Origin of the sequence: Rhizobium beringeri (assembly GCF_004306515.1) — a bacterium.
GTDB lineage: Bacteria > Pseudomonadota > Alphaproteobacteria > Rhizobiales > Rhizobiaceae > Rhizobium > Rhizobium beringeri.
Genome location: NZ_SILG01000001.1, coordinates 4,624,249 through 4,645,272, shown reverse-complemented (window position 1 = coordinate 4,645,272; position 21,024 = coordinate 4,624,249). Strand labels below are relative to the sequence as shown.

Below are 21,024 nucleotides of genomic sequence, written 5' to 3'. Positions count from 1 at the left end.
CGCATCACGCGGCGCCGGGGTTTAGGAATGGACAATGACATTCAGGGCCGCCCTGCTCATGTCGCGGCGATCCGCGAAAGGGCGGAGGCCGAGATGCGGGACATGGGCGTCGACGCGGCCTTCATCGACAGGCTGGTCGAGACCTTTTACGGGCGCGTGCTAACGCATCCCGATCTCGGCCCGGTGTTCGACGCCAAGCTGTCCGGCCGCTGGCCGGAGCATATGGCGAAGATGAAGAGCTTCTGGTCGGCCGTCGCCTTCCGCAGCGGCGCCTATGGCGGCAAGCCGGTGCAGGCGCATACTCATGTGGCAAACCTGACGCCGGATCTCTTTCCGAAGTGGCTGTCGCTGTTTGCCGCAACACTCGACGACATCGCCCCGTCACCGGAGGCAAAGGCCTGGTTCATGGCGACGGCGGAACGGATCGCCAAGAGCCTGGTGCTGTCGCTGTTCTACAATCCGGCGCTCGACGATCCCGCGCGCAAACCCGCCTGATCCATCTTATCCTGATCCATCTTATAGAGACGGTGTTCCCCGAAAAACGCTGACACTTTTCTAGAACAGGATGATTTTAGGCCGGATCGGCCTAAAATCTGAATCCTGTTCTAAATTAAAGAGTTAGAGCATGATGTCGTCCGAAACCGCGCACACTTTTCGGCATCATGCTCTAGGTCTTCGCCGCCGAGGCGGTGGCGCCGGCGCTGGCCGCCACGACGAGCGCCGTACCCAGCATCTGCAGCGCGGTCATCGGCTGGGCGAGAATCAGAAAGCCGGCGAGCGCGCCGAGCGCCGGTTCGAGGCTCATCAGGATGCCGAACGATGCCGACGGCATGCGCCGCAGCGCCACCATCTCCAGCGCATAGGGCAGGAGCGGCACAAGGATGGCAAGGCCGAGAACCTCCGCCAACCCCTTCAGCGTGAAGGCGCCTCCTGTCTCGGCAAGACCGAAGGGGGTTGCGACGAGGCCGGCGACGAGCAGCGACATCGAGAGGCCCTCCAGCCCCTTGAAGGCAGCGCCGACCTTCTTCGTCAGCAGGATATAGACCGCCCATCCCACAGCCGAGCCGAGAGCGAAGAGGACGCCAGGGAGATTGCCGACCCAGCCTTCGCCGTCATGGGCGAGGAAGAGAATGCCGGCCGCAGCGATCAACGGCCAGGCGAGCCGCCAGGTCAGACCATAGCCGAAGACGGCGACCGAGAGCGGCCCGAGGAAATCGATGGCGATCGCCAGGCCGAGCGGCAGCCGCTGGATCGCCGCGAAGAAGCAGAGCGTCATGGCAGCCGTCGTCGTGCCAAGCAGCAATGTCGCCCGCCATTGGGCGCCGCTATAACGCAGCACCGAAGGCCTGACGACGACGGCAAGGATGATTGCCGCGAAAGCCAGCCGCAACCAGGTGGCGCCGGCAACGCCATAGGTCGCAATCGCTGACGAAGACAGTGCCGCGCCGAACTGGATCGAAGACATCGACATCAGGCACATCGCGACACCGGCCGCCAAGCCGCCCGAAGTCGGCGATACGCCCGGCTGCGCAATCAAGGCTGCGCCGTCTGTCCCGGTCTCGATATTCTTGATGTCCATGTGGCCCCCGATCCTGGCGCGGTTCTAGGCCGAAGACGGGTGAGAACCAAATTCAAACTTTTCATGCCGGGATCAAGAGCGCTGATGCTGAGGCGCCAAAGATCGGCCGGCAAGGATGACCTCTTCGGCGTCTTCGAAGCTCATTTCGAAGACCTTCCTGCCGATGTCGAAGCTGAAGCCGTTGCGGGCAAAAGCCGAAAGCTCTTTCGCCTTTCGCTTTTCGTCGAGCTCGACCCGGCGGAAGGGGCCGAAGGCGCGTTTGCGGGCAAAAATCGCTGCGGCATAGAGATCGTCAGCATCCTCAAGTGCCACTTCGACCTTGTCGCTGGAGACGCCCTTGGCAGCAAGCTTCTGGGCGATCGCGCGCTTCGATTTACCGCCGCGCACGGCAGCGCGCGTGCTGACCTCCGCATAGGCGTGATCGTCGAGCACCTTGTTGTCATAGGCAAATTTGACGGCGAAATCGGCAACGGCCTTGAGTTGTGCCGCGCTGATACCCTCGAATTTCTCCTTCGCCTTGCGGGTGATGGCGTCAAAGAGCTGCTTTTCCGTCATCATCCGCCGCTCGAGGCGATAGACGGTGGAGTTGCGCGCCCAGCTCAGCATGCGGGATGTCGGAATGTCGGATGGAACTGTCTCGTCGGTCATCGGCAGTGATCAGGCTTCCAGGCCCTTGAGGACGTTGGCGACGTTGAGGCCGATTTCCGGCACGCCGTAGCCGCCCTCCATGCAGACGAGCACAGGCAGGCCGGCGGCTGATATCGTCGCGCCCATGCGGGTGAAATCGTCGGAGGTGAGGCTGAAGAAGGAGATCGGATCGCGCTCGAAGGTATCGACGCCGAGCGCCACGACGACCGCCTCGGCGCCGAAGGTCTTGATGCGGGTGAGCGCATCGGCAAGGGCCGAAGACCAGACATGCCAAGGCGTACCCGGCGGCATCGGATAGTTGCGGTTGCTACCTTCGCCCTCTCCCTCGCCTTCCTCGTCGGCATGGCCGAGGAAATAGGGAAAGGCATGCATGGGATCTCCGTGCAGCGAGGCGGTGAAGACATCGCCTCTGTGATAGAAGAGATCCTGCGTACCGTTGCCATGGTGGAAATCGACATCCAGGACCGCGACTTTCCTCGCACCATGGTCGAGCAGCCGCTGCGCGGCGACACCTGAATTGTTGATGAAGCAATAGCCGCCGAAGAGATCGATGCCGGCATGATGGCCGGGCGGGCGGCAGAGCGCGAAGGCGAAACGATTGCCGGCATTCAGCCAGTCGGCGCCTGTGATCGCGCAGCGCATGGAGGCGATCGCCGCCTCGTAGGAGCCCTTGGTGATCGAGGTGTCGGCGGCATTGGCGTAATGGCCGATCGCGCCGACGATATTGTCGGGTACACGCTGGCTGGTGCGGCGAACGGCGAAGGAATTGGCGATCGCCTCGCCGGTGAAACCGGCCGCCACCCAACGGTCCCAGACGGTGGCAAGAAAATCCAGATAGGCGGGATCGTGCACCTTCAGCGCCGTTTCCAACCCATGCGCATCAGGTGCAACGACATCGGTAAAGCCCGCCTGCTTGACCGCCGCTAGGATCCATTCGGCGCGAAACGGCGCCTCGAAGGGCGTCACCAGTTGGCCGGCGTGCAGCTCGGTCCTGGCATCGCGCAGCTTGTGGTCTTCGGAATAGATGACGCGCATTTCAGATCCTGCCCTTGATTGACGATGGAGATTTACACGGCCCGGCCGCGACAAAAAAGTGGCGCGCCGTCTTGAACGTCCAGGCGGATGACGCCACCTTCGCCGGTGTTTTGAGAACGAGGATATTTTCCGCATGAAAGTGCTGATGGTCGATGTCGACGGCGTGCTCATTCATGGTCGTCCGGTGGACGGCCTGCCTCACTTCACCTATTTGGAGCGCGACCTCGGGCTGCGTGTCGACCTGCTGCAGCAGGAATTCTTCCAGACCCACTGGCGCGATATCATCATCGGCCGCGAGCCGTTGGAGCCGAGGCTCGCCGGCGTTCTCGCAAAGATCGCGCCCCACCTCAGCGCCGAAACACTGATCGACTACTGGTTCGAAAACGATTCCCGCCTCGATCGCGATCTGCTCGAAGAACTCGCTGCTCTCAGGCAAAGCGGCATCACTCTCTTGCTGGCGACCAACCAGGAGCATAGGCGGGCACACTACCTGATGGAGCAGATCGGCCTCAGCGCACATTTCGACGACATCATCTATTCCGCAGCACTCGGGCACAGCAAGCCTTCCCCCGACTTCTTCCGGCTGGCGACCGAGCGGGCCGGCGTGCAGCCCGGCGAAATTGCCTTCATTGACGATATGGCGGTGAATATCGAAGCGGCGCGGCAATTCGGCTGGAATGCCGCGCAATGGACGGCGGGCACGACGCTTGGCGGCGCGCTTCCGGTCTTCGCCAGGCCGGCATGAGCGGAGCCGGCGCAATCAGGTAAGCCGCTTGTAGAACAGGGTGGTGGCGCAGAAGCCGCCTTCCGGCCACAGCGCATAATCGGGGATGACACCGACGCGCTGCCAGCCCAGGCGCGGATAGATCGCCTCGGCATCGCTGCCGGTTGCCGTATCGAGCACAAGCAGGGTCTTGCCGCGGCTTGCCGCCTCACGCTCAGCGGCATCCATCAGCAGCCGGGCGAGCCCCTTGCCGCGGGCGGAGCGGTGCACCAGCAGCTTCTTCAGATCGCCGCGATGCGGCTGGTTCGGCATCTGCGCGGCCCCCACCTGGACGGTGCCGACGATCCTGCCGTCGAGTTCGGCAACCAGCAGCAGATTGCCGCCGGTGGCAACGGCATCGGCGACATCACGCCAATAGGACTCGGCATCCTCAGGCCCATAGGGCTGCATGAAACCGACGGAGGCGCCGCCCGCGACGCAATCGACAAGCACTTGCGAAAGGGCCGGAATGGCGGCGCGGGCCTCCTCGGCGGAAAGGGTGCGAATAGCGGGCATGCTGTTCTCCTGAATGAATACTGTTATCGGCCGCCGCGATCGAGCACGACGCAATAGCGCGCCGGCGCGTTGCCCGGATTGTGGAAGACGTGACCCTCGCCGACCGGCATGAAGAGGCAATCGCCCGGGCGCAGCCGGTAGACGATCTCAGCCGCCGTCATCTCCAGCTCGCCGTCGAACAGCCAGATATGCTGCGTCATGCCATGGGCGCTCGCATGCGGGGGGAAGCTGACGCGGGCGCCGGCCGGGAATTCAACCTCGACGATATCGACATCGGAAGCCGTGCCCGGGGGTGAAACAGACCGTCTGATATAACCGGTCTCCGGATCGCGCCAGACCTGCTGTTCCTGCCGGCGGGCGAGCGGCGAGGCCTGCCCCTCTTCCGCAAAGAAGGCCGACAGCGACAGGCCGAGCGCGGCGCAGATCCTTGCCAGCAGCGAGGCGGTCGGGCTCGCCTCTGCCCGCTCGATGCGCGAAATCATCGCCCGGCTGACGCCGGAAGCCGCAGCAAGATCATCGAGCGTCAGAGCCTTTTCCTGCCGCAGCGTGCGGATGCGGATGCTGATCGCCTGTTCGAGTTCCGGTTCCATTTTCCAGTCCCGTGATTCTACTATAAGAGAAATACATTATCTAATGATGGAATCAAGTGCCTGCGAAAAGCGACCAAACGCGCCTTGCTTTCGCCGCTGCGCCGTCCATATATGGCGGCGTAATCCGAGGAGAGAGTAATGGACGCCAGCACGCAGAGCACGGAACTGACGGGAAGCTTCACGGCTGCCGCCTGGGACAGGATCGCGCCCATCATGGCTGAGATCGAGGCGTTGCCGCTGCTGCAGCGCCTTTCGGACGGCACGCTGCATCAGGAGGTTTTCCGGCACTACATCCTGCAGGATGCGCTCTACCTCAAGCATTATGCGCGATGCCTGGCGATCGTCGCGGCCAAGGCACCCGACAATGCGCAGGTCCTGCGCTTCCTCGGTTCGGCGCAGAAGGCGATCACCGTCGAGCAGGGCCTGCATGCCGGCTTCCTCACCCAGTTCGGCATCACCTCCGCCGATGTTATATCCGCCGAGCCCTCGCCTGCCGGCTTTGCCTATACGAACTTCCTGCTTGCCACCGCCTATCACAGCTCCTACGCGGTGGCGCTGTCCTCCATCCTTCCCTGCTTCTGGATTTACTGGCACGTCGGCGAAGCGATCAAGAACCGGCCTGTTATCGAAGGCAATGCCTTCCAGGCCTGGATCAACACCTATGGCGATCCGCAATTTGCCGCCGGTGCCCGCGAAGTGATCGCGCTCACCGACATCGCCGCCCGCGCCGCATCGCCGGTGGAACGGGCGCAAATGACCGATGTCTTCGTGCGCGCCTCGCAATATGAATGGATGTTCTGGGATTCGGCCTGGCGGCTGGAGACGTGGCCGGTCTGATACGCGCCCGACACAGGACGAAATAGCGTAAACAGCAGGATAATTACCGCTTTGCGGCAGGGGGCGGCGCTGCTATATGGCGCGCATGAGCACCAATTCCACCACTCCGCTGTCCCATATCCGCAACTTTTCGATCGTGGCCCATATCGACCACGGCAAATCGACGCTGGCCGACCGCCTGATCCAGACGACGGGCGGCCTTGCCGAGCGCGAAATGTCCGAGCAGGTGCTCGACAATATGGATATCGAGCGCGAGCGCGGCATCACCATCAAGGCGCAAACCGTGCGCCTGCATTACCAGGCTAATAACGGCGAGAAATACATTCTCAACCTGATCGACACGCCCGGCCACGTCGACTTCGCCTATGAAGTCTCGCGGTCGCTGTCGGCTTGTGAGGGTTCGCTGCTTGTCGTCGACGCCAGCCAGGGCGTCGAAGCGCAGACGCTCGCCAACGTCTACCAGGCGATCGACAACAACCACGAGATCGTCACCGTCCTCAACAAGATCGACCTGCCGGCCGCCGAACCCGACCGCATCAAGGAACAGATCGAGGAAGTGATCGGCATCGACGCTTCGGAGGCGGTGCTGATTTCGGCAAAGACCGGCCTCGGCATTCCCGATGTGCTGGAAGCGATCGTCCACAAGCTGCCGGCGCCGAAGAGCCCCGGCGGCGAAAAGGCGCCGCTCAAGGCGCTGCTCGTCGACAGCTGGTACGACGCCTATCTCGGCGTCATGGTTCTGGTCCGCGTCATCGACGGCGTGCTGACCAAGGGCCAAACGGTGCGGATGATGGGCACCGATGCGAAATACCAGGTGGAGCGCGTCGGCGTGCTGACGCCGAAGATGGTCAATATCGACCGGCTCGGCCCCGGCGAGATCGGCTTCATCACTGCCTCGATCAAGGAAGTGGCCGATACCCGCGTCGGCGACACGATCACCGAGGACAAGCGGCCGACGGCCCAGGCGCTGCCGGGCTTCAAGCCGGCGCAGCCGGTGGTGTTCTGCGGCCTCTTCCCGGTCGATGCCGCCGATTTCGAGGATCTGCGCGCCGCCATGGGCAAGCTTCGCCTCAACGACGCCTCCTTCTCCTTCGAAATGGAATCGTCGGCGGCCCTCGGCTTCGGTTTCCGCTGCGGCTTCCTCGGCCTGCTGCATCTCGAAATCATCCAGGAACGGCTGGAGCGCGAGTTCGACCTCGACCTCATCGCCACCGCACCCTCGGTCGTCTACAAGATGTATATGACCGACGGCACGGAGCGCGAGCTGCACAATCCGGCCGACATGCCAGATGTCGTCAAGATCTCCGAAATCCACGAACCGTGGATCCGCGCGACGATCCTGACGCCCGATGATTATCTCGGCGGTATCCTGAAGCTCTGCCAGGACCGGCGCGGCATCCAGATCGAACTTACCTATGTCGGCACGCGCGCGATGCTGACCTACGACCTGCCGCTCAACGAAGTCGTCTTCGATTTCTACGACCGGCTGAAGTCGATCTCGAAGGGTTATGCCTCCTTCGACTACACGCTGACCGACCACCGCGAGGGCAACCTCGTGAAGATGTCGATCCTCGTCAACGGCGAACCGGTCGACGCGCTGTCGATGATGGTGCACCGGATGGCCGCTGAAAAGCGCGGCCGCGACATGTGCGAGAAGCTCAAGGAGCTGATCCCGAAGCACATGTTCAAGATCCCGATCCAGGCGGCGATCGGCGGCAACGTCATTGCCCGCGAGACGATCTCGGCGCTGCGCAAGGACGTGACCGCGAAATGCTACGGCGGCGACGCCACCCGCAAGCGCAAGTTGCTCGACAAGCAGAAGGCCGGCAAGAAGCGCATGCGCCAGTTCGGCAAGGTGGAGATCCCGCAGGAAGCCTTCATCGCCGCGCTGAAGATGGGCGACGAATAACGCTTCTCAACGATATTTTATGCGCATATCATCTGCGCATAAAATTGAGGAGATCGTTATGGCTCAGCGGCCAAGAAAAGCAGCGAACCTGTCTCTTGACGAAAGTCTGGTCTCCCAGGCGCGCGCGCTTCAGATCAACATATCCCGGGCGGCGGAAGACGGCATCGCACAGGCCATAAAGGCGGAGCGCGAGCGGCTGTGGCGTATCGAGAACGCCGAGGCTATCCGTCTGGAAAACGAATATGTTGAAAAGCACGGCTTGCCCTTCGCCAAATACCGTCAGTTTTAATGGCACGCTTTCACGTTTATCGCCTTAGAAGCGGAAATCTCCTGGCCATCGATCTTCAGGCCAATCTGCTTGACGATCTGCCTTCGCGCGTCATGGTTCCGTTGCATTCAGTACAGGAACTGAGCTGGTCGATCTCGCGACTGAACCCACGCTTTACCATCGAGGGTGAAACCTATGTCATGGCCACCCAGCGCATGGCATCGGTCCCGACCGCGGAAATTGGAAAAGTGGTGGCGGATCTTACCGCCGACAGCGATCGCATTATCGCTGACGTCGACTTTCTCTTCCAGGGCTTCTGAGATCAACTCCGCGCCATATACTCCTTCACCAGCCCTTCATACGCGTCCATCTCAGGCAGCGCCTCGTAACTGTATACGGCACCTGTCTCGGCAAATGACAGTTTCTCGCTCGTCCAGGTCTCGATGAAGGGCGTGAACCAGCTCGGATCGTCGAGCATGGTCGCACGCAGATTGATGAACCAGTCCATGCCTTCCGGTCGGGTGAACATCCAGCTCATGCAATGCGGGCAGAAATAATGCTTCGTGACGCCATGCAGACCGCCGATCACCGGCTCGCCTTGCGTCACCTCGAAGCCTTCGCTCGGGATGGCCGCACTCAGCGAATAGGCGCTTGATGTCATCTTCTGGCACCCCGTGCAATGGCAGGCCATGGTGAGCAGCGGTGGGGCGCTGATCTTCAATCGCACCCGGCCGCAACGGCAGCCGCCTTCCATGGGTAAGGTTCGCTCGCTCATGATGTCCTCCCGTTTTGCCTTCTGATCTAGCGGAGCTTTCTTCGCTGTCGAGGTGGCGCGGTCATCGCGGAATGGGCGGCCTTGCCGGCGTTAGAGCATTCCCTTTTTCTCCGAATCACGGAAATGCTCTATCTCTTTGTTTTCACGCAATTCCGGACGCAAAACCGCTACGCACTTTTGCTGGAATTGCTCTAGCGGATGCGGGCTGGATTGCCGACCACGGTTGCGCCGGCCGGCACATCCCTGGTCACCACCGCACCGGCGCCGACGATCGCACCGTCGCCGATGGTGAGGCCGCCGAGGATGATGGCGCTGCCGCCGATCCAGACGTCACTGCCGATGGTGACTGGCCGGGCGATCTCGATGCCTGTGCTGCGAAGTGCCGGCTCCTTGTGATGCTCGGCGCAATAGATCTGCACGCCGGGGCCGAACATGCTGCGCTCACCGATGCTCACGCGGCCGGAATCGAGGATGGTGCAGCCGGCATTGAAATAGACGCGTTCGCCGAGAGTAATATTGATGCCATAGGAGCAGTGAAACGGCGCCTCGATGAAGACATTGAGTGCTGCCTGCGCAAAGAGTGCCCTCAGGGCCGGTGCCATGGCGCCGCGCTCGTCCGGCGGCAGCGAATTATGCGCGTGGACGGCTAAGCGCGCCTGCCGGCGCAAGAGATCAAGCTCGTCATCGAGGCAGCAATACCATTCGCCTGCGGCCATCTTGTCGCGTTCGCTGGCGGGCATCGTATCACCCCTCAAGCCGAGGCCTGCGACAGCATTTCGACCTCTTCCCGTTCGATCAGGCTGACCCAGGCGCGCGCGATGGCAAGGCCCGCGGCATCGGCGGCTCCGCCATGCCTTGCCGCCAGTTCGGCATGGTTTTCCAGCCAGCCGGGGGCGATGCGCGCGATCGTATCAGGGAATTCGGCCTTCCATTGCTCGACGACCGCTGCATTGGCCTCGAAATGGAACTGGGTGCCATAGACGGCGCGGCCGATGCGGAAGGCCTGGTTCTCGGCGACGGGGCTCGAGGCGAGACGCACCGCGCCCTGAGGCAGGGAAAACGTGTCGGCATGCCATTCGAAGATGGTGAACTCGCCGCCAAGCGCCGACAGCAGCGGATCGGCCCGGCCCTCGGCGGTGACGCCGATCCCGTGCCAGCCGAATTCGCGGGCGATTCCTAAGTGATTGTCGGCGCCATAAGCGCGGGCGAGGATCTGGCTGCCGAGGCAGATGCCGAGCACCGCCTTGCCGGCATCGCCGAAGCGGCGCGTGAGCCGGACGAGCTCCGGCAGGTAGGGGTGGGCTTCGTCATCCAGCGCGCTTTGCTCGCCGCCGAGAACGACCAGCGCGTCATGGCCGGATATATCCAGCGGCAGGATGCCGTCCTGCCACACCCGGAACCACTCGATCTCCGCGCCCGCCTCATCGAGTGCGGCGGCAAGCGCGCCGAGGCCGGTATTCCGCATATTTTCGATGACTGCGACGCGCATAGGCTCTTCCTAGTATGGCCGACCATCGGAAAAGACCATGCCGGAGGACGGCGCGCAAGACGCCAGAACAGGATTCAGGCTTTAGGCCGGTTCGGCCCAAAATCTGAATCCTGTTCTTAATTAAATAGTTAGAGCATGATGTCGCCCGAAAACCGCTCACACTTTTCGGCATCATGCTCTAGCGAAGCGATTGCGCCGGCGCGCGACAGGGCTTAAATCTCAACAAACGAAAGGACATCGCCATGACCGAAAAAGCCCGCGTCACGATCCTCTACTGCACCCAGTGCAACTGGCTGCTGCGCGCCAGCTGGATGGCGCAGGAGCTGCTGCATACGTTTTCCGACAGCCTCGGTGAAGTGGCGCTGATCCCCGCCACCGGCGGCAATTTCGAGATCCGCGTCAATGGCGATCTCATCTGGGAGCGCAAGCGCGACGGCGGCTTTCCCGGGCCGAAAGAGCTGAAGCAGCGGGTCCGCGACATCGTCGAGCCCGGCCGCGATCTCGGCCACGTCGACCGCGCCTCGCTCGAAAGCTGACGACGGCTCAGCGGTAGGGCGAGCGGCAGGTCTTGTAGATGCCCTCATAGGTGAGGAAACGATCGGTCCTCGGATTGTAGGAGCGGTACTCGTTGCTGCACCAGGCGGCATGGCTGTTCATGTCGCGCGCCTTCGGCTGCACCCTTTGCACGGGCGGCGGATCATAGGTCAGCTGCGGCGGCCCGGCAGCGCCCGGCCGGTAATAGGTTGGCCCCGCGCCGCGCGGACGGTAGTTCGGCTGGACATAGGCGGGGCGATGCCATTGCTGCGGCCCGAACCCGAAGCAGCCGCGAAAATCGCAGAGCGTCGATCCCGTATTGAGCGGCCCGACCCCCGGCTTGCCCAGCTTCAGCGAATCGGCCCCGGCGATGGCGGGTGACAAAACGGCCAAGAGACCGGCGAACAGAAGCGTGCGGGGAGCAAGCATGATGCATTCCTTTGGATATTTCCTCTATATAGGGCGTGCCAACGGGAGCGCTATGCCCACCCTTCGGCGCTCCCTTGCATGTGATCGGCTGCTTTTTTGCCAACTGTCAGAAAAACTTCAAAAACCCAGTTGACAGTCAGGGGCCACCCCCTTACATCGCTCTCCGTCGCCCAGATGGCGGAATTGGTAGACGCGCCAGCTTCAGGTGCTGGTACCCGAAAGGGTGTGGAGGTTCGAGTCCTCTTCTGGGCACCATTCCATTCTTGATCGCTACCAAGATCAAGGAGTTAAGCCTTTCCAACTAAAGTTGCGCAGGTGCCTTGCAACAAGGGCCAGTTGCGATGCGCTCAAAGGCTTGTTCGTCTAGGGGCTCTCCAATTCCTCACTTCGTAAAGCGTATTCCCGCCGATCTGCGTAAGCGTTTGGTGGGTCGCACCTTGGTCATTCCGTTCGCCAACGACACCGTGGACTCAAGGTCGCACGCAGTTCGAGAGCATCCGGATTTCACTTCGCACTGCCAAGCCGCGCCGCCCCCGCTACGGACGCAGGACACCTTTGAGCCAGCGCAGTATCCCCTTGAAGCTCTCGAAGGCAGGCTGAAGCGGTCCGATTTTGCCGTGCTCATGGATAATTTTCGTTCCGGCATGAATTTTATGAATGCGCCCTGCCACCAATTTATATGAGTAGCCTTGCGCGTATAAAGCGTGGTCTGGGGCCACTTTTGCCCTCAGCATGTGGTCTCTCCAACGTCGATCAATATTACGTTGCCTCAACGGCAAAATCGGATCGACTAAAAATTTTTGAAGGCCGTCGCCTGCGCTTGCATATCCAGCCGTTGATATGCACAAAGACTACATGTTTAACGGGAGAATGCCATGGGTAACGTCGCAGGCGGTGGCCGAATTGGCTGCTTGGATGGAATGCGCGGCATTGCAGCCCTTTGGGTCTTAATCGGGCATGCACACCTTTTGACCGGTTTCGAGGTACCAGTTATTGGCGATCCAGATCTCGGCGTAGACCTTTTTATAATGCTATCGGGCTTCCTGATGGTGTTTCACTATCAATTGCGCAGAGATAGAGAGCCGTGGGAATCGACCGATACTTGGCGATTTTTTTGGACGAGGCGATTCTGCCGCATCGCTCCCTTATATTACGTCCTGCTGGTGGTCGCCCTCGCCCTGGGTCCCTACCTCTATGACGCTCGGATGATTATCGATGCCTTTAATGGCAAGCCGCCGCAAGCAGCAACGCGCTATGTGGACGGCAGTATCGCCAACTACCTAACGCACCTGACATTTATATTCGGCCTCATCCCCCAGTACGCGTATCGCACTGCCTTGCCGGATTGGAGCATCGGGTTGGAGATGCAATTTTATGTGGCTCTTCCGTTCTTGATGATCATCATTGGTCGGGTTGGGTGGCTGAAGGGCATCGTCGGCATCGTAATCTTGAGTGTCTTAACCGCATTAGCCGTTCATCGACTTGGTGTGCGATTTCCAATGCCAACATTCCTGCCCATGAAAATGCACGTTTTCGCTGCGGGAATGCTGCTGGCAGGCGCTTTATGGATGAAACCGAACAGGCGGGCCTATCTGGCATTTGTCATTGCGACGCTGTTGGTCCTGATTCCGATTGGTGGCGCTATGACCGTGCTCCATCAAGCCGTTCGTGTCTGCCTCGTCGCCTTGTTCTTTGGACTGGTGCATGTTGATAGGTTGCCCAGAGCGGTGGCGGGCATTGCGCGCCCAGTCGGCGCGTTCCTGGGCAACAGATTCTGCCATCACTTGGGGGAGCTTTCGTTTGGCGCCTATCTGATTCACCTTCTGGTCATGCTGCCGATCATAGCCACATTGATCCAGAATTATCCGATGACCGACCCTTCCCGCTGGGCGGTGACGCTGATTATTACGGTTCCGATCGTCTATGCTTTGGCATGGCTCGGCTACAACTTCATCGAACTACAGGGACAAAAGGCAGGCAAAGCTCTTTCGCGACCGAGGACGATAAGCGCGTAAGATTTCTTTATCCAATGCCGCCATCGAGCAGCATGGGCCTAGATCGGCCGAGCGAACTCCATTCCAGTTGGCCAACGGCGTCACAGCGCGCCCTTGTCGAAGGCTGCCATAGATGCTCGGTCCCTCAACCCCAAACGTGATCCCCTCACGAAACAGTTATCTCCTCAGGCGCGCGCTCGGGCGGAATAGCCGCGCCAGCTGAATTGAAGATCCAGGATCGTCCCCCCGGCCGGAGATTGCTGGCCTCCATTGACTCCGCTCCCAAATAAGAACATAAAGCGAACATAATGGAGTCTTGCAATGATCCGATACGCCACGTCCACAGCCAGCAACCCCCAGCCACCAAAGGCGCGCGAGGTGTCAGCCGCCGAGCCGGCCACTGAAATGCCTCGGACCAAGCCGGTCATTGACGTGGCCTCTGCCGGTGTGGTGCTTGCTGCTTACCCGCTGCTGCCCAGCGCCGATGCAGATGAGCTCGGCTCCGACGCTCTGCCGAAAACCACCAAGCCAGCACGCCGTGCGGCAACAAAGCGTAAGTCCAAGGTCGTCGAGGCAGACGGCGCTCCACTCCAGCTTAATCTGGAGACTTAGCCGCAACGATCACGCCAAGGTATGGTAGCGCCTGGGAACTCCCACCATAATCTATATAGAACTTCGGATTCCCGAAATTGGCTGCGGGATTGAAATCATTGAATGTTTCTCCGCGACGACAGTACGCGAAAGGCGTCGGATTTCGGAATCCCGAAGCGGGGGAATTTCGGGATTCCGAAGTGGGATTTTTCTGCCGACGCGCGCGCCTTTGTCGGCAGCAATCGGCCGGCGGAAGGGGATCCGGGCGCCGTCCTCCAGATCAGTCTACGACAGCAGCACGACATTGCAGCAGTCGGCCTGAGGGAGCGTCATCTGACGCCGTCTACCCCGAAGCGTTCACCGCACCGGCTGATAGTGGCCGCGCAGCGGAACCTTGCCGTCCATCGAGATGAAGCCGTCGCGTTCGCAGACATACATCAGCGTCGGCATGCCGCCGGAGCGGAAGATCTCGTCGTAACGACGGCGGATCTGCACGGTTTCGGTGCGGCAATTGTAGGAGTCCTCCTCTTTCTTGTCCGGCTGCGCCTTGACGCCGGGCAGACCCTTATAGGGATAGAGGGGTTGAACGCCCGAATCGACGGATTTCGTCCAGTCGACGGCAAAGGCGGACGCCGGGGCGAGGCTCGAGACGGCAACGAGCGATATCAGAAGCATCATCAACAGCCGCATGGGAACCCTCCTGCCGGCGATAGGCCGCTCTTCCGATGTAGGAAAACCGACGACCGTCATCAAGCCGCCGCAGCGGGGGACTTCCTGAAATAACTTCTGATGACCGGATGGCCGAAGAGACCGGCGAGGATCGCAAAACCGGCACCGACGACGAAACCGGCGAGAAAACCGCCGATGACGCCGGCAACCAATAGAATCGTCTTTCCGGGACCGTCTCCCTTGACCGGCGGCTCGGCCGGCGAAATGACGCGAATGTTACTCTGGTTGAAGTTCTGCTCCTCGCTTGTCTGGCTGGAGCGTTTCAGCACCGTCTCGTAAATATCGCGCGCTGCCGTCGCCTTGCGCTGCAATTCGTTCAATTCCACCTGCTTGTCCGAGGTACTCGCCTGCAGCGCCTTCTGCACGGCAAGTTCCTTGGCGATGCTGTCCTCGGCAGCCTTTGCCTGCTCGTATTCGCCCCTTGCCGAGGTGGCGAGACGCTGCAATTCACCCTTGATTTCGCCGCCAATGCTCTGCAGCGAGGAGCGGGCCGCCTGCAGGCGCGGATGACGCGTGCCCATCTGGCTCTCGAGGCTGCCGACGGCGGCGGCCTGGGTGGCATATTGCTGACGCAGGCTGACGAGCGGCGAGGTGACGCCGCCCTCCGCCTGGTTGCCGGCGACGATGTCCTCGACGCGGAGATTGGCGACGGCATCGGCCCGCGCCTTCGCCTGGATGGTCTTTTCCTGTGCCGTCACCAGCATCGTGTTCAGCGAGACAAGCCGCTGATCGGAAATCAGGTTGCCCTCGGTCGCGGCCATGTCGTTGTCGGCGCGGAAGGTTTCGACGGCCTGCTCGGCCTCCTGCACCTTCTGGCGCAGGTCGTTGAGGCGTCCGTCGAGCGTCGAGGAGGTATTTTCGTAGATGCCGTTCGAAGCGCTGTTTTCCTCCTCGGTGAAGGAGGTGACGACCTGGTTGGCAAGCCTTGCGGATTTTTCGGGATCATTCGTCGTGGCGGCAAGCGAGACGACATAGGTGCTGGCCTCACGGGTGATAACCAGCGCCTTCTGCAGAGTGCCGATCACGGCGGCGCCATCCGTCCGGCCGCCGGTGAATTCGGGATCCTGGTCGAGCTTCATGGCTTCGGCGACGCGCCGCAGCACATTGCCCGAGGTCAGGATCTGCACCTGGCTATCGATCAGCGCCGAGATCATTTCCGGCGAGGGACCCGAAGATTGCGCGCCGGCATCGGCAAGGCCGATCTGGCGCGGGTCGAAATAGAGGCTGCTGGCGGCGGTAAATTTCTGGGCGATGCGCGGCGCCACCGCCCCGCCAGCGAGGGCGCCGAGAAGCGCCAGGCCCAGCACGATCAGCCGCCGGCTCCAGATCGCGGCGATACTCGAGCGGAGGTCGAGAAGCGGTGCGGCCGGCGCGGACGCGACGTTCGGCGGCGCGTCGACGACAGGTTGTTTTGGAAGCGGAGGCGGAGGTGCCGGACGCTCATATTGGCGGGTTTCCGCAATACTTTCCGGCGGCACGAAAGGGGGCGCAGCGGGTTCGGGCGACGGCTGGACGAAATCATCCGGACGGATGACGGGACTGCGCATGCGCACGCCTTCCGGCGCAGTCTGAGATGGCTCAAAACTGCGCCAGCCAGGGAGCCGGCTTACCCTGTTCCTGTCATACTGGTTCATATGCGCACTCGTGTCCCGCCCAGCGTGAAAGACTGAAGCCGAGGTGCTGATACTTTAGAAATTCTTAGCTAACGGACCGTTAAAATAACTTCAGCGACGCCGATGTTGCGATTGCCGCGATAGCGAGGATGGCCATGAGGACGACACGACATCTGACAGCGCTGCTGCTTGCGACCGCTCTCACCCCGTCGCCGGCCCTTGCGGCTGAGGCTCCCTGTTATCGCGGCGTCAATTTGTCTGGCGGCGAATATGGCGAGCGCGGCGGCACCTTCGGCACCAACTATACCTATCCCGGCGAAGACACGATCAGCTATTTCGCCGAAAAGGGCATGACGATCATCCGACTACCCTTCCGCTGGGAACGGCTGCAGCCGGCACTCGGCGGACGGCTCGACGAGGACGAACTCAAACGGATCAAAGATACCATCGGCCTGATCCGCAAACACGGCATGGCCGTTCTGCTCGACCCGCATAATTTCGGCTATTACGACAAGACCCAGGTCGGCACGGCGCCGGCGACGGATGCCGCCTTCGGTGATTTCTGGGCAAGGCTTGCCGTCGAATTCGCCAATCAGGACGGCGTTCTCTTCGGCCTGATGAACGAACCGCACGACATCAAGGCGACGGACTGGCTGGATGCCGCCAATGCGGCGATCCGCAGCATCCGCGCCGTCGGCGCGCGCAACCTCATCCTGGTGCCGGGCACGGCATGGAGCGGCGCGGCCAGCTGGGAAAAGGATGTGATCGGCGGCGCCAACGGCACGGTGATGCTCGGTGTGCGAGATCCACTCAATTTCTACGCTTATGAGGTCCACCAGTATCTCGACGCCGATTCCTCAGGCACGCACCCGACCTGCGAAGGCTCGACGGCTGCGGTCGAGGCGATCGCCGGGGTCACCGCCTGGCTGAAGCGGAACCACAAACGCGGCTTTCTCGGCGAATTCGGCGCCTCCGCCGACAAGGACTGCGTAAGCGGGTTGACCGAAATCTACGCCACCATGTCTGGTAATAGCGACGTCTGGCTCGGCTGGTCCTACTGGGCGGCCGGCGAATGGTGGCCGGCGGACGAGCCCTTCAACGTCCAGCCGCGCAAGGGCCCCGAGCGGCCGCAGATGCGGCTTCTTGCCGAGGCGGCAAAAGCCGATGCCGGCGCTTGCTCCGCCGTCAAGCCTGCGGGGAAATGAGCATGGCAGTCGTCGATCACAGGACAGCAACCTTCACTGTAGCCGGCAACCGGCTCGATGCTGCCGGCGAGGCATCACGCACCGATCATACGGTGCTCTGGCTCGGCCTGCTCTCCGTGCTCTATAACGGCATTCTGGCCTTCATCAACCACAACATCGTGCCGCTTTCGATGACGCATGTCGCCGCCAGCGAAGGCCTGATCATGGCGAGCGCCATCATCTACATCCTGCACAAGGGGATCTACGAGACCGACCTGCCGGCCTTCCTGTTCCTGTTGTTCACGCTCATCGTGACCATCTATGTCAGCGTGCTCAACCGCATGCTGTTCATCGATCATTTCCGCAACGTACTGATCATCTTCTGCTTTACCGGGCTCGGCGGCTGGAGCAACGAGAAAACGATGAAGCTCGCCTTTCGCTGGGCAAGTCTTGCCGTCATGATCTTCCTGATCTTCGAGATCATCAGCGTGCCGTTCTATGTCAGCATCGTCCACCCGTCGGATTATTTCGCCAATACGCGCGGGCTGCTGCCGCTGAGCTACAACACGACGGGCCTCTTTCAGAACGCGCTCGGCTTTCCCGAGCGCTTCTCCTTCGGCATCATCGACCATCGTTCCTCCTCGATCTTCCTCGAACAGGTGTCGCTGGCCAATTTCTGCGGCGTGATCGCGGTCTACCTGATTTCGATGTGGGAGAGGCTTGGCCGCTGGGACCGGTTGCTGATGATCAGTACGGCCGTGCTGATCCTGGTGACGAACGACACGCGCACGATGCTGATCTTCTGCTTTGCCTGCATCGTCGGCTACTTCGTCTTTCCGAAGATCCCGAAGAATTTCAATCTGGCGCTGATGCCGCTGATCGTCGCCGCCGGCTTCCTCGTCTACGTGATGAAACCCAATGCGACGGGCGACAATTTCACCGGCCGCATCAATCTGACGATGAAGAAGATCATGGAGCTCGATCCGCTTGCCATCCTTGGACTTTCGGTCGACCGGGTCGCCGAATTCGCCGACAGCGGCTATGTCTACCTGATCTACGCGGCGACGATCTTCGGCGTCATCGCCTTATGGCTGTTCGTCTGCCTCTTTCCCGCCGGGCGCACGGCGGCGCAGCGGCGCTGCGCCCATTCACTTTCTCTTTTCATTTTTCTGAATATGATGATCGGGGGAACCGCGGTCTTCTCGATGAAGATCGCCGGTCTCCTATGGTTCGTCGTCGGATATATGCGCTTCCACGACAGCCCGCGCATCCGGCAGGGTCGTCCGGCAGATGTATTGAGTTGACCGCAGCGGCGCCTGTCCGCGCGAGCCCGAGGGAGCACACGCTCGATGCTTGTCCAGCTTCAATATCTGCGCGCCATCGCGGCGCTGATGGTCGTCTATTTCCACGCGGTATTGCAGCTTGCCAAGGTCAATCCAGCAGTCGACGCCGCCGCCTTCGTCTATGGCGAAACCGGCGTCGACATCTTCTTCGTCTTGAGCGGTTTCGTGATGTGGCTGACGACGAGCGGACGCGCGATGAGCCCGGTCGATTTCGCCCGGCGGCGCATCAAAAGGATCGTGCCGCTCTACTGGCTGGCGACGCTATTTTCGGCGACTGTGGCGCTGGTGGCCCCGTCATTGCTGAAATCGACGGTGTTCGACCTGCCGCATCTCATCGCCTCGCTGTTCTTCCTGCCATGGGCCAATCCCGCCGATCCCAGTACGATCACACCCGTGGTCGTTCCGGGCTGGACGCTGAATTACGAAATGTTCTTCTACTTCGTCTTTGCGCTCCTGCTGCCGCTACAGGAAGTTCGCCGCATCCCGGCGATGTTTGCCGTCTTTGCCGTCGTCCTGATCGCCTGCCGGCTGCTGCCGGAAACGACTATGACCCGGTTCTACCGTGAGCCGATCATGCTGGAGTTTCTCGCCGGTGTCGTGCTCGGCTGGCTCTACGGACAGAAGAACCTGCTGCCGAGCCGCTGGGCTTGGGCGGCCCTTGCCATGGGCTTCGCCTTTCTCTTCATCAACGAGGCGCTGATGCCGCCGGAAAGCCGGTTCTATGCATGGGGAATCCCGGCGATCTTCATCGTCTACAGCGCGATCTCCATCGACTTTTCCAGACTGCCGGTTGTGGGATGGCTGAATTATCTCGGCGACTGCTCCTACAGCATCTATATCACCCACGCCTTCACCCTGGCTTTTCTCAGGGTCGCCGCCGATCGCCTGCCGATCGGCATCCTGCAGCAACCGGTGCTCTTCGTGATCCTCTCGCTGGTGCTCTCGTCGATCGGCGGTGCGATCATCCACGAGATCACCTCGCCGCGCCGGAAGGTCGCAATGGCGAGCCGCCCGCCGGCCTAAAGCGCGTCGAAGGCGAGAATACGCATCCAAGCGGCGCTGACGGTACAGTTTTTCGCGCAACTTCTCCTAAGCTTCAGACTTGGCAATGCGAGAACTTGCAGAAACGTGATGGTTTCTCTTGCAATTTGTCGCATGAATGAAAGTGCGCCGGCCTATTCGCGGCCCGGGCTTTGTTTTAAGCACGGTGGCGGCCTTGGAGAGGGAAGAGGGTAAGACATGACAAGTTACGTATTGACGGTATCCTGCAAATCGACGCGCGGCATCGTCGCGGCGATTTCGAGCTATCTGGCCGACAAGGGCTGCAACATCGTCGACAGCTCGCAGTTCGACGATCTGGATACCGGCAAGTTCTTCACGCGGGTGAGCTTCATCTCCGAGGAAGGCGTGCCGCTTGCCGAACTCAAGGAAGGCTTCGAGCCGATCTCCAAGCGGTTCGCCATGGATGCCGAAATCCATGACGGCAACGCCCGCATGAAGGTGCTGTTGATGGTATCGCGCTTCGGCCATTGCCTCAACGACCTGCTCTATCGCTGGAAGATCGGCGCGCTGCCGATCGACATCGTCGGCGTCGTCTCCAACCATTTCGACTACCAGAAGGTCGTGGTCAACCACGACATCCCCTTCCACCACATCAAGGTGACGAAGGAAAACAAGCTGCAGGCCGAAGGCCAGATCATGGATATCGTCGAGCAGACCGGCACCGAGCTGATTGTGCTCGCCCGTTACATGCAGGTGCTTTCGGATGCGATGTGCCAGAAAATGTCCGGCCGGATCATCAACATCCATCATTCCTTCCTGCCGAGCTTCAAGGGCGCCAACCCTTACAAGCAGGCCTACGGCCGCGGCGTGAAGCTGATCGGGGCGACTGCGCATTACGTCACCGCCGATCTCGACGAAGGCCCGATCATCGAGCAGGACACGGCGCGCATCACCCATGCGCAGTCGCCCGACGACTACGTCTCGATCGGCCGCGACGTCGAAAGCCAGGTGCTGGCGCGTGCCATCCATGCCCATATCCATCACCGCACCTTCCTGAACGGCAACCGCACCGTGGTCTTTCCGGCAAGCCCCGGCGGCTACGCCTCCGAACGCATGGGTTGAGCGCCGCCTAGACCCTGCATCTCTTTTGCTGGCGAATGACAATCTCCCGTTGCCTGCCGGCGGCAAGTACTTGA

24 protein-coding genes, 1 tRNA gene and 2 pseudogenes are annotated in these 21,024 nt (G+C 61.2%); 14 read left to right on the top strand and 13 right to left on the bottom strand.

Features of this window, described 5'->3' with window-relative positions:
- Nucleotides 1-27: 27 nt before the first annotated feature.
- A complete protein-coding gene (locus ELH03_RS23035) occupies nt 28-495 on the top strand; it encodes a group III truncated hemoglobin (protein ID WP_130766678.1) in 468 nt (155 codons plus the stop codon).
- Nucleotides 496-667: 172 nt separating this feature from the next.
- On the opposite strand, the gene ELH03_RS23030 is transcribed toward ELH03_RS23035, so the two are convergent.
- The 3 genes from ELH03_RS23030 to ELH03_RS23020 form a co-directional block, all read right to left on the bottom strand.
- Nucleotides 668-1,579, bottom strand: coding sequence for an EamA family transporter (locus ELH03_RS23030; protein ID WP_130766677.1), 912 nt, complete (start codon nt 1,577-1,579; stop codon nt 668-670).
- A gap of 72 nt (nt 1,580-1,651) precedes the next feature.
- Nucleotides 1,652-2,227 (bottom strand): recombination regulator RecX, encoded by a 576-nt coding sequence (recX, locus tag ELH03_RS23025; protein WP_130766676.1) that lies wholly within the window; start codon nt 2,225-2,227, stop codon nt 1,652-1,654.
- A gap of 9 nt (nt 2,228-2,236) precedes the next feature.
- Entirely contained in the window at nt 2,237-3,262 is a 1,026-nt protein-coding gene (locus ELH03_RS23020; RefSeq protein WP_130766675.1) for a histone deacetylase family protein, read from the bottom strand.
- A 133-nt stretch (nt 3,263-3,395) separates the two neighbouring features.
- Between ELH03_RS23020 and ELH03_RS23015 the strand changes: the two genes are divergently transcribed.
- Nucleotides 3,396-4,007, top strand: coding sequence for an HAD family hydrolase (locus ELH03_RS23015; protein ID WP_130766674.1), 612 nt, complete (start codon nt 3,396-3,398; stop codon nt 4,005-4,007).
- Nucleotides 4,008-4,022: 15 nt separating this feature from the next.
- Here the strand turns inward: ELH03_RS23015 and ELH03_RS23010 are convergent, their stop codons facing one another.
- Together ELH03_RS23010 and ELH03_RS23005 are read right to left on the bottom strand one after the other, a co-directional pair.
- Nucleotides 4,023-4,541 (bottom strand): GNAT family N-acetyltransferase, encoded by a 519-nt coding sequence (locus ELH03_RS23010; protein ID WP_128404646.1) that lies wholly within the window; start codon nt 4,539-4,541, stop codon nt 4,023-4,025.
- 23 nt (nt 4,542-4,564) lie between these two features.
- Nucleotides 4,565-5,131 (bottom strand): helix-turn-helix domain-containing protein, encoded by a 567-nt coding sequence (locus ELH03_RS23005; protein ID WP_128404647.1) that lies wholly within the window; start codon nt 5,129-5,131, stop codon nt 4,565-4,567.
- 138 nt (nt 5,132-5,269) lie between these two features.
- On the opposite strand from ELH03_RS23005, the gene tenA reads away from it, so the two are divergent.
- The 4 genes from tenA to ELH03_RS22985 all read left to right on the top strand — a co-directional run bounded on the left by tenA (nt 5,270) and on the right by ELH03_RS22985 (nt 8,465).
- On the top strand, nt 5,270-5,968 hold the full coding sequence (gene tenA / locus ELH03_RS23000) for a thiaminase II (protein WP_128404648.1): 699 nt from the start codon (nt 5,270-5,272) through the stop codon (nt 5,966-5,968).
- A gap of 76 nt (nt 5,969-6,044) precedes the next feature.
- Entirely contained in the window at nt 6,045-7,877 is a 1,833-nt protein-coding gene (gene lepA, locus ELH03_RS22995; protein ID WP_128404649.1) for a translation elongation factor 4, read from the top strand.
- Between the two features lie 58 nt (nt 7,878-7,935).
- Nucleotides 7,936-8,166 carry a type II toxin-antitoxin system CcdA family antitoxin gene (locus ELH03_RS22990; RefSeq protein WP_027682126.1) on the top strand — a complete coding sequence of 77 codons (231 nt, stop codon included), beginning with the start codon at nt 7,936-7,938 and terminating at the stop codon, nt 8,164-8,166.
- Complete coding sequence (locus ELH03_RS22985; RefSeq protein ID WP_128404650.1) at nt 8,166-8,465, top strand: CcdB family protein; 300 nt, start codon at nt 8,166-8,168, stop codon at nt 8,463-8,465. The genes ELH03_RS22990 and ELH03_RS22985 overlap by 1 nt, the downstream gene beginning before the upstream one ends.
- A 2-nt stretch (nt 8,466-8,467) precedes the next feature.
- Here ELH03_RS22985 and ELH03_RS22980 read toward each other — a convergent pair whose 3' ends face one another.
- The 4 genes and pseudogenes from ELH03_RS22980 to ELH03_RS22970 all read right to left on the bottom strand — a co-directional run bounded on the left by ELH03_RS22980 (nt 8,468) and on the right by ELH03_RS22970 (nt 10,409).
- The gene (locus ELH03_RS22980; protein WP_128404651.1) at nt 8,468-8,920 is read right to left on the bottom strand and encodes a GFA family protein; all 453 of its coding nucleotides are present in this window, start codon (nt 8,918-8,920) and stop codon (nt 8,468-8,470) included.
- Nucleotides 8,921-9,117: 197 nt separating this feature from the next.
- Nucleotides 9,118-9,261 (bottom strand): annotated as a pseudogene (locus tag ELH03_RS38795) (DapH/DapD/GlmU-related protein); the annotation flags it as partial.
- A 243-nt stretch (nt 9,262-9,504) separates the two neighbouring features.
- Nucleotides 9,505-9,636: pseudogene (locus ELH03_RS38790) on the bottom strand (maltose acetyltransferase domain-containing protein); the annotation flags it as partial.
- 35 nt (nt 9,637-9,671) lie between these two features.
- Entirely contained in the window at nt 9,672-10,409 is a 738-nt protein-coding gene (locus ELH03_RS22970) for a type 1 glutamine amidotransferase (protein WP_130766673.1), read from the bottom strand.
- Between the two features lie 242 nt (nt 10,410-10,651).
- Between ELH03_RS22970 and ELH03_RS22965 the strand changes: the two genes are divergently transcribed.
- Entirely contained in the window at nt 10,652-10,945 is a 294-nt protein-coding gene (locus tag ELH03_RS22965; RefSeq protein WP_003544579.1) for an Rdx family protein, read from the top strand.
- A gap of 7 nt (nt 10,946-10,952) precedes the next feature.
- Here ELH03_RS22965 and ELH03_RS22960 read toward each other — a convergent pair whose 3' ends face one another.
- Complete coding sequence (locus ELH03_RS22960) at nt 10,953-11,372, bottom strand: BA14K family protein (RefSeq protein WP_128404654.1); 420 nt, start codon at nt 11,370-11,372, stop codon at nt 10,953-10,955.
- Nucleotides 11,373-11,540: 168 nt separating this feature from the next.
- On the opposite strand from ELH03_RS22960, the gene ELH03_RS22955 reads away from it, so the two are divergent.
- A tRNA-Leu gene (locus ELH03_RS22955) sits at nt 11,541-11,627 on the top strand.
- 281 nt (nt 11,628-11,908) lie between these two features.
- Here ELH03_RS22955 and ELH03_RS22950 read toward each other — a convergent pair.
- Nucleotides 11,909-12,106 carry a hypothetical protein gene (locus ELH03_RS22950; RefSeq protein WP_128404656.1) on the bottom strand — a complete coding sequence of 66 codons (198 nt, stop codon included), beginning with the start codon at nt 12,104-12,106 and terminating at the stop codon, nt 11,909-11,911.
- Nucleotides 12,107-12,247: 141 nt separating this feature from the next.
- Here ELH03_RS22950 and ELH03_RS22945 point away from each other — a divergent pair, with 141 nt between their 5' ends.
- Both ELH03_RS22945 and ELH03_RS22940 read left to right on the top strand, forming a co-directional pair.
- Nucleotides 12,248-13,387: an acyltransferase family protein gene (locus ELH03_RS22945; protein ID WP_128404657.1), complete on the top strand. Its 1,140-nt coding sequence runs from the start codon at nt 12,248-12,250 to the stop codon at nt 13,385-13,387.
- Nucleotides 13,388-13,687: 300 nt separating this feature from the next.
- Nucleotides 13,688-13,978, top strand: a complete 291-nt coding sequence (locus ELH03_RS22940; protein WP_128404658.1) for a poly(hydroxyalkanoate) granule-associated protein — start codon at nt 13,688-13,690, stop codon at nt 13,976-13,978.
- Between the two features lie 336 nt (nt 13,979-14,314).
- Here the strand turns inward: ELH03_RS22940 and ELH03_RS22935 are convergent, their stop codons facing one another.
- Nucleotides 14,315-14,647 carry a hypothetical protein gene (locus ELH03_RS22935; protein ID WP_128404659.1) on the bottom strand — a complete coding sequence of 111 codons (333 nt, stop codon included), beginning with the start codon at nt 14,645-14,647 and terminating at the stop codon, nt 14,315-14,317.
- 59 nt (nt 14,648-14,706) lie between these two features.
- A complete protein-coding gene (locus ELH03_RS22930; protein ID WP_128404660.1) occupies nt 14,707-16,320 on the bottom strand; it encodes a GumC family protein in 1,614 nt (537 codons plus the stop codon).
- 134 nt (nt 16,321-16,454) lie between these two features.
- On the opposite strand from ELH03_RS22930, the gene ELH03_RS22925 reads away from it, so the two are divergent.
- From ELH03_RS22925 to purU, 4 genes are all read left to right on the top strand, one after another.
- The gene (locus ELH03_RS22925) at nt 16,455-17,504 is read left to right on the top strand and encodes a glycoside hydrolase family 5 protein (protein WP_128404661.1); all 1,050 of its coding nucleotides are present in this window, start codon (nt 16,455-16,457) and stop codon (nt 17,502-17,504) included.
- Nucleotides 17,505-17,506: 2 nt separating this feature from the next.
- The gene (locus tag ELH03_RS22920; protein WP_128409941.1) at nt 17,507-18,787 is read left to right on the top strand and encodes a hypothetical protein; all 1,281 of its coding nucleotides are present in this window, start codon (nt 17,507-17,509) and stop codon (nt 18,785-18,787) included.
- A gap of 45 nt (nt 18,788-18,832) precedes the next feature.
- Nucleotides 18,833-19,849, top strand: a complete 1,017-nt coding sequence (locus tag ELH03_RS22915; protein WP_128405177.1) for an acyltransferase family protein — start codon at nt 18,833-18,835, stop codon at nt 19,847-19,849.
- A 216-nt stretch (nt 19,850-20,065) separates the two neighbouring features.
- A complete protein-coding gene (gene purU, locus ELH03_RS22910; RefSeq protein ID WP_018244360.1) occupies nt 20,066-20,950 on the top strand; it encodes a formyltetrahydrofolate deformylase in 885 nt (294 codons plus the stop codon).
- The last annotated feature ends 74 nt before the right edge of the window (nt 20,951-21,024 follow it).

Excerpts from the sequence above, each read along its gene's own strand:
- ELH03_RS23035 (WP_130766678.1), top strand. The coding sequence starts at position 28 with ATGGACAATGACATTCAGGGCCGCCCTGCTCATGTCGCGGCGATCCGC.
- ELH03_RS23030 (WP_130766677.1), bottom strand. The coding sequence starts at position 1,579 with ATGGACATCAAGAATATCGAGACCGGGACAGACGGCGCAGCCTTGATT.
- recX (WP_130766676.1), bottom strand. The coding sequence starts at position 2,227 with ATGACCGACGAGACAGTTCCATCCGACATTCCGACATCCCGCATGCTG.
- ELH03_RS23020 (WP_130766675.1), bottom strand. The coding sequence starts at position 3,262 with ATGCGCGTCATCTATTCCGAAGACCACAAGCTGCGCGATGCCAGGACC.
- ELH03_RS23015 (WP_130766674.1), top strand. The coding sequence starts at position 3,396 with ATGAAAGTGCTGATGGTCGATGTCGACGGCGTGCTCATTCATGGTCGT.
- ELH03_RS23010 (WP_128404646.1), bottom strand. The coding sequence starts at position 4,541 with ATGCCCGCTATTCGCACCCTTTCCGCCGAGGAGGCCCGCGCCGCCATT.
- ELH03_RS23005 (WP_128404647.1), bottom strand. The coding sequence starts at position 5,131 with ATGGAACCGGAACTCGAACAGGCGATCAGCATCCGCATCCGCACGCTG.
- tenA (WP_128404648.1), top strand. The coding sequence starts at position 5,270 with ATGGACGCCAGCACGCAGAGCACGGAACTGACGGGAAGCTTCACGGCT.
- lepA (WP_128404649.1), top strand. The coding sequence starts at position 6,045 with ATGGCGCGCATGAGCACCAATTCCACCACTCCGCTGTCCCATATCCGC.
- ELH03_RS22990 (WP_027682126.1), top strand. The coding sequence starts at position 7,936 with ATGGCTCAGCGGCCAAGAAAAGCAGCGAACCTGTCTCTTGACGAAAGT.
- ELH03_RS22985 (WP_128404650.1), top strand. The coding sequence starts at position 8,166 with ATGGCACGCTTTCACGTTTATCGCCTTAGAAGCGGAAATCTCCTGGCC.
- ELH03_RS22980 (WP_128404651.1), bottom strand. The coding sequence starts at position 8,920 with ATGAGCGAGCGAACCTTACCCATGGAAGGCGGCTGCCGTTGCGGCCGG.
- ELH03_RS22970 (WP_130766673.1), bottom strand. The coding sequence starts at position 10,409 with ATGCGCGTCGCAGTCATCGAAAATATGCGGAATACCGGCCTCGGCGCG.
- ELH03_RS22965 (WP_003544579.1), top strand. The coding sequence starts at position 10,652 with ATGACCGAAAAAGCCCGCGTCACGATCCTCTACTGCACCCAGTGCAAC.
- ELH03_RS22960 (WP_128404654.1), bottom strand. The coding sequence starts at position 11,372 with ATGCTTGCTCCCCGCACGCTTCTGTTCGCCGGTCTCTTGGCCGTTTTG.
- ELH03_RS22950 (WP_128404656.1), bottom strand. The coding sequence starts at position 12,106 with ATGCTGAGGGCAAAAGTGGCCCCAGACCACGCTTTATACGCGCAAGGC.
- ELH03_RS22945 (WP_128404657.1), top strand. The coding sequence starts at position 12,248 with ATGGGTAACGTCGCAGGCGGTGGCCGAATTGGCTGCTTGGATGGAATG.
- ELH03_RS22940 (WP_128404658.1), top strand. The coding sequence starts at position 13,688 with ATGATCCGATACGCCACGTCCACAGCCAGCAACCCCCAGCCACCAAAG.
- ELH03_RS22935 (WP_128404659.1), bottom strand. The coding sequence starts at position 14,647 with ATGCGGCTGTTGATGATGCTTCTGATATCGCTCGTTGCCGTCTCGAGC.
- ELH03_RS22930 (WP_128404660.1), bottom strand. The coding sequence starts at position 16,320 with ATGAACCAGTATGACAGGAACAGGGTAAGCCGGCTCCCTGGCTGGCGC.
- ELH03_RS22925 (WP_128404661.1), top strand. The coding sequence starts at position 16,455 with ATGAGGACGACACGACATCTGACAGCGCTGCTGCTTGCGACCGCTCTC.
- ELH03_RS22920 (WP_128409941.1), top strand. The coding sequence starts at position 17,507 with ATGGCAGTCGTCGATCACAGGACAGCAACCTTCACTGTAGCCGGCAAC.
- ELH03_RS22915 (WP_128405177.1), top strand. The coding sequence starts at position 18,833 with ATGCTTGTCCAGCTTCAATATCTGCGCGCCATCGCGGCGCTGATGGTC.
- purU (WP_018244360.1), top strand. The coding sequence starts at position 20,066 with ATGACAAGTTACGTATTGACGGTATCCTGCAAATCGACGCGCGGCATC.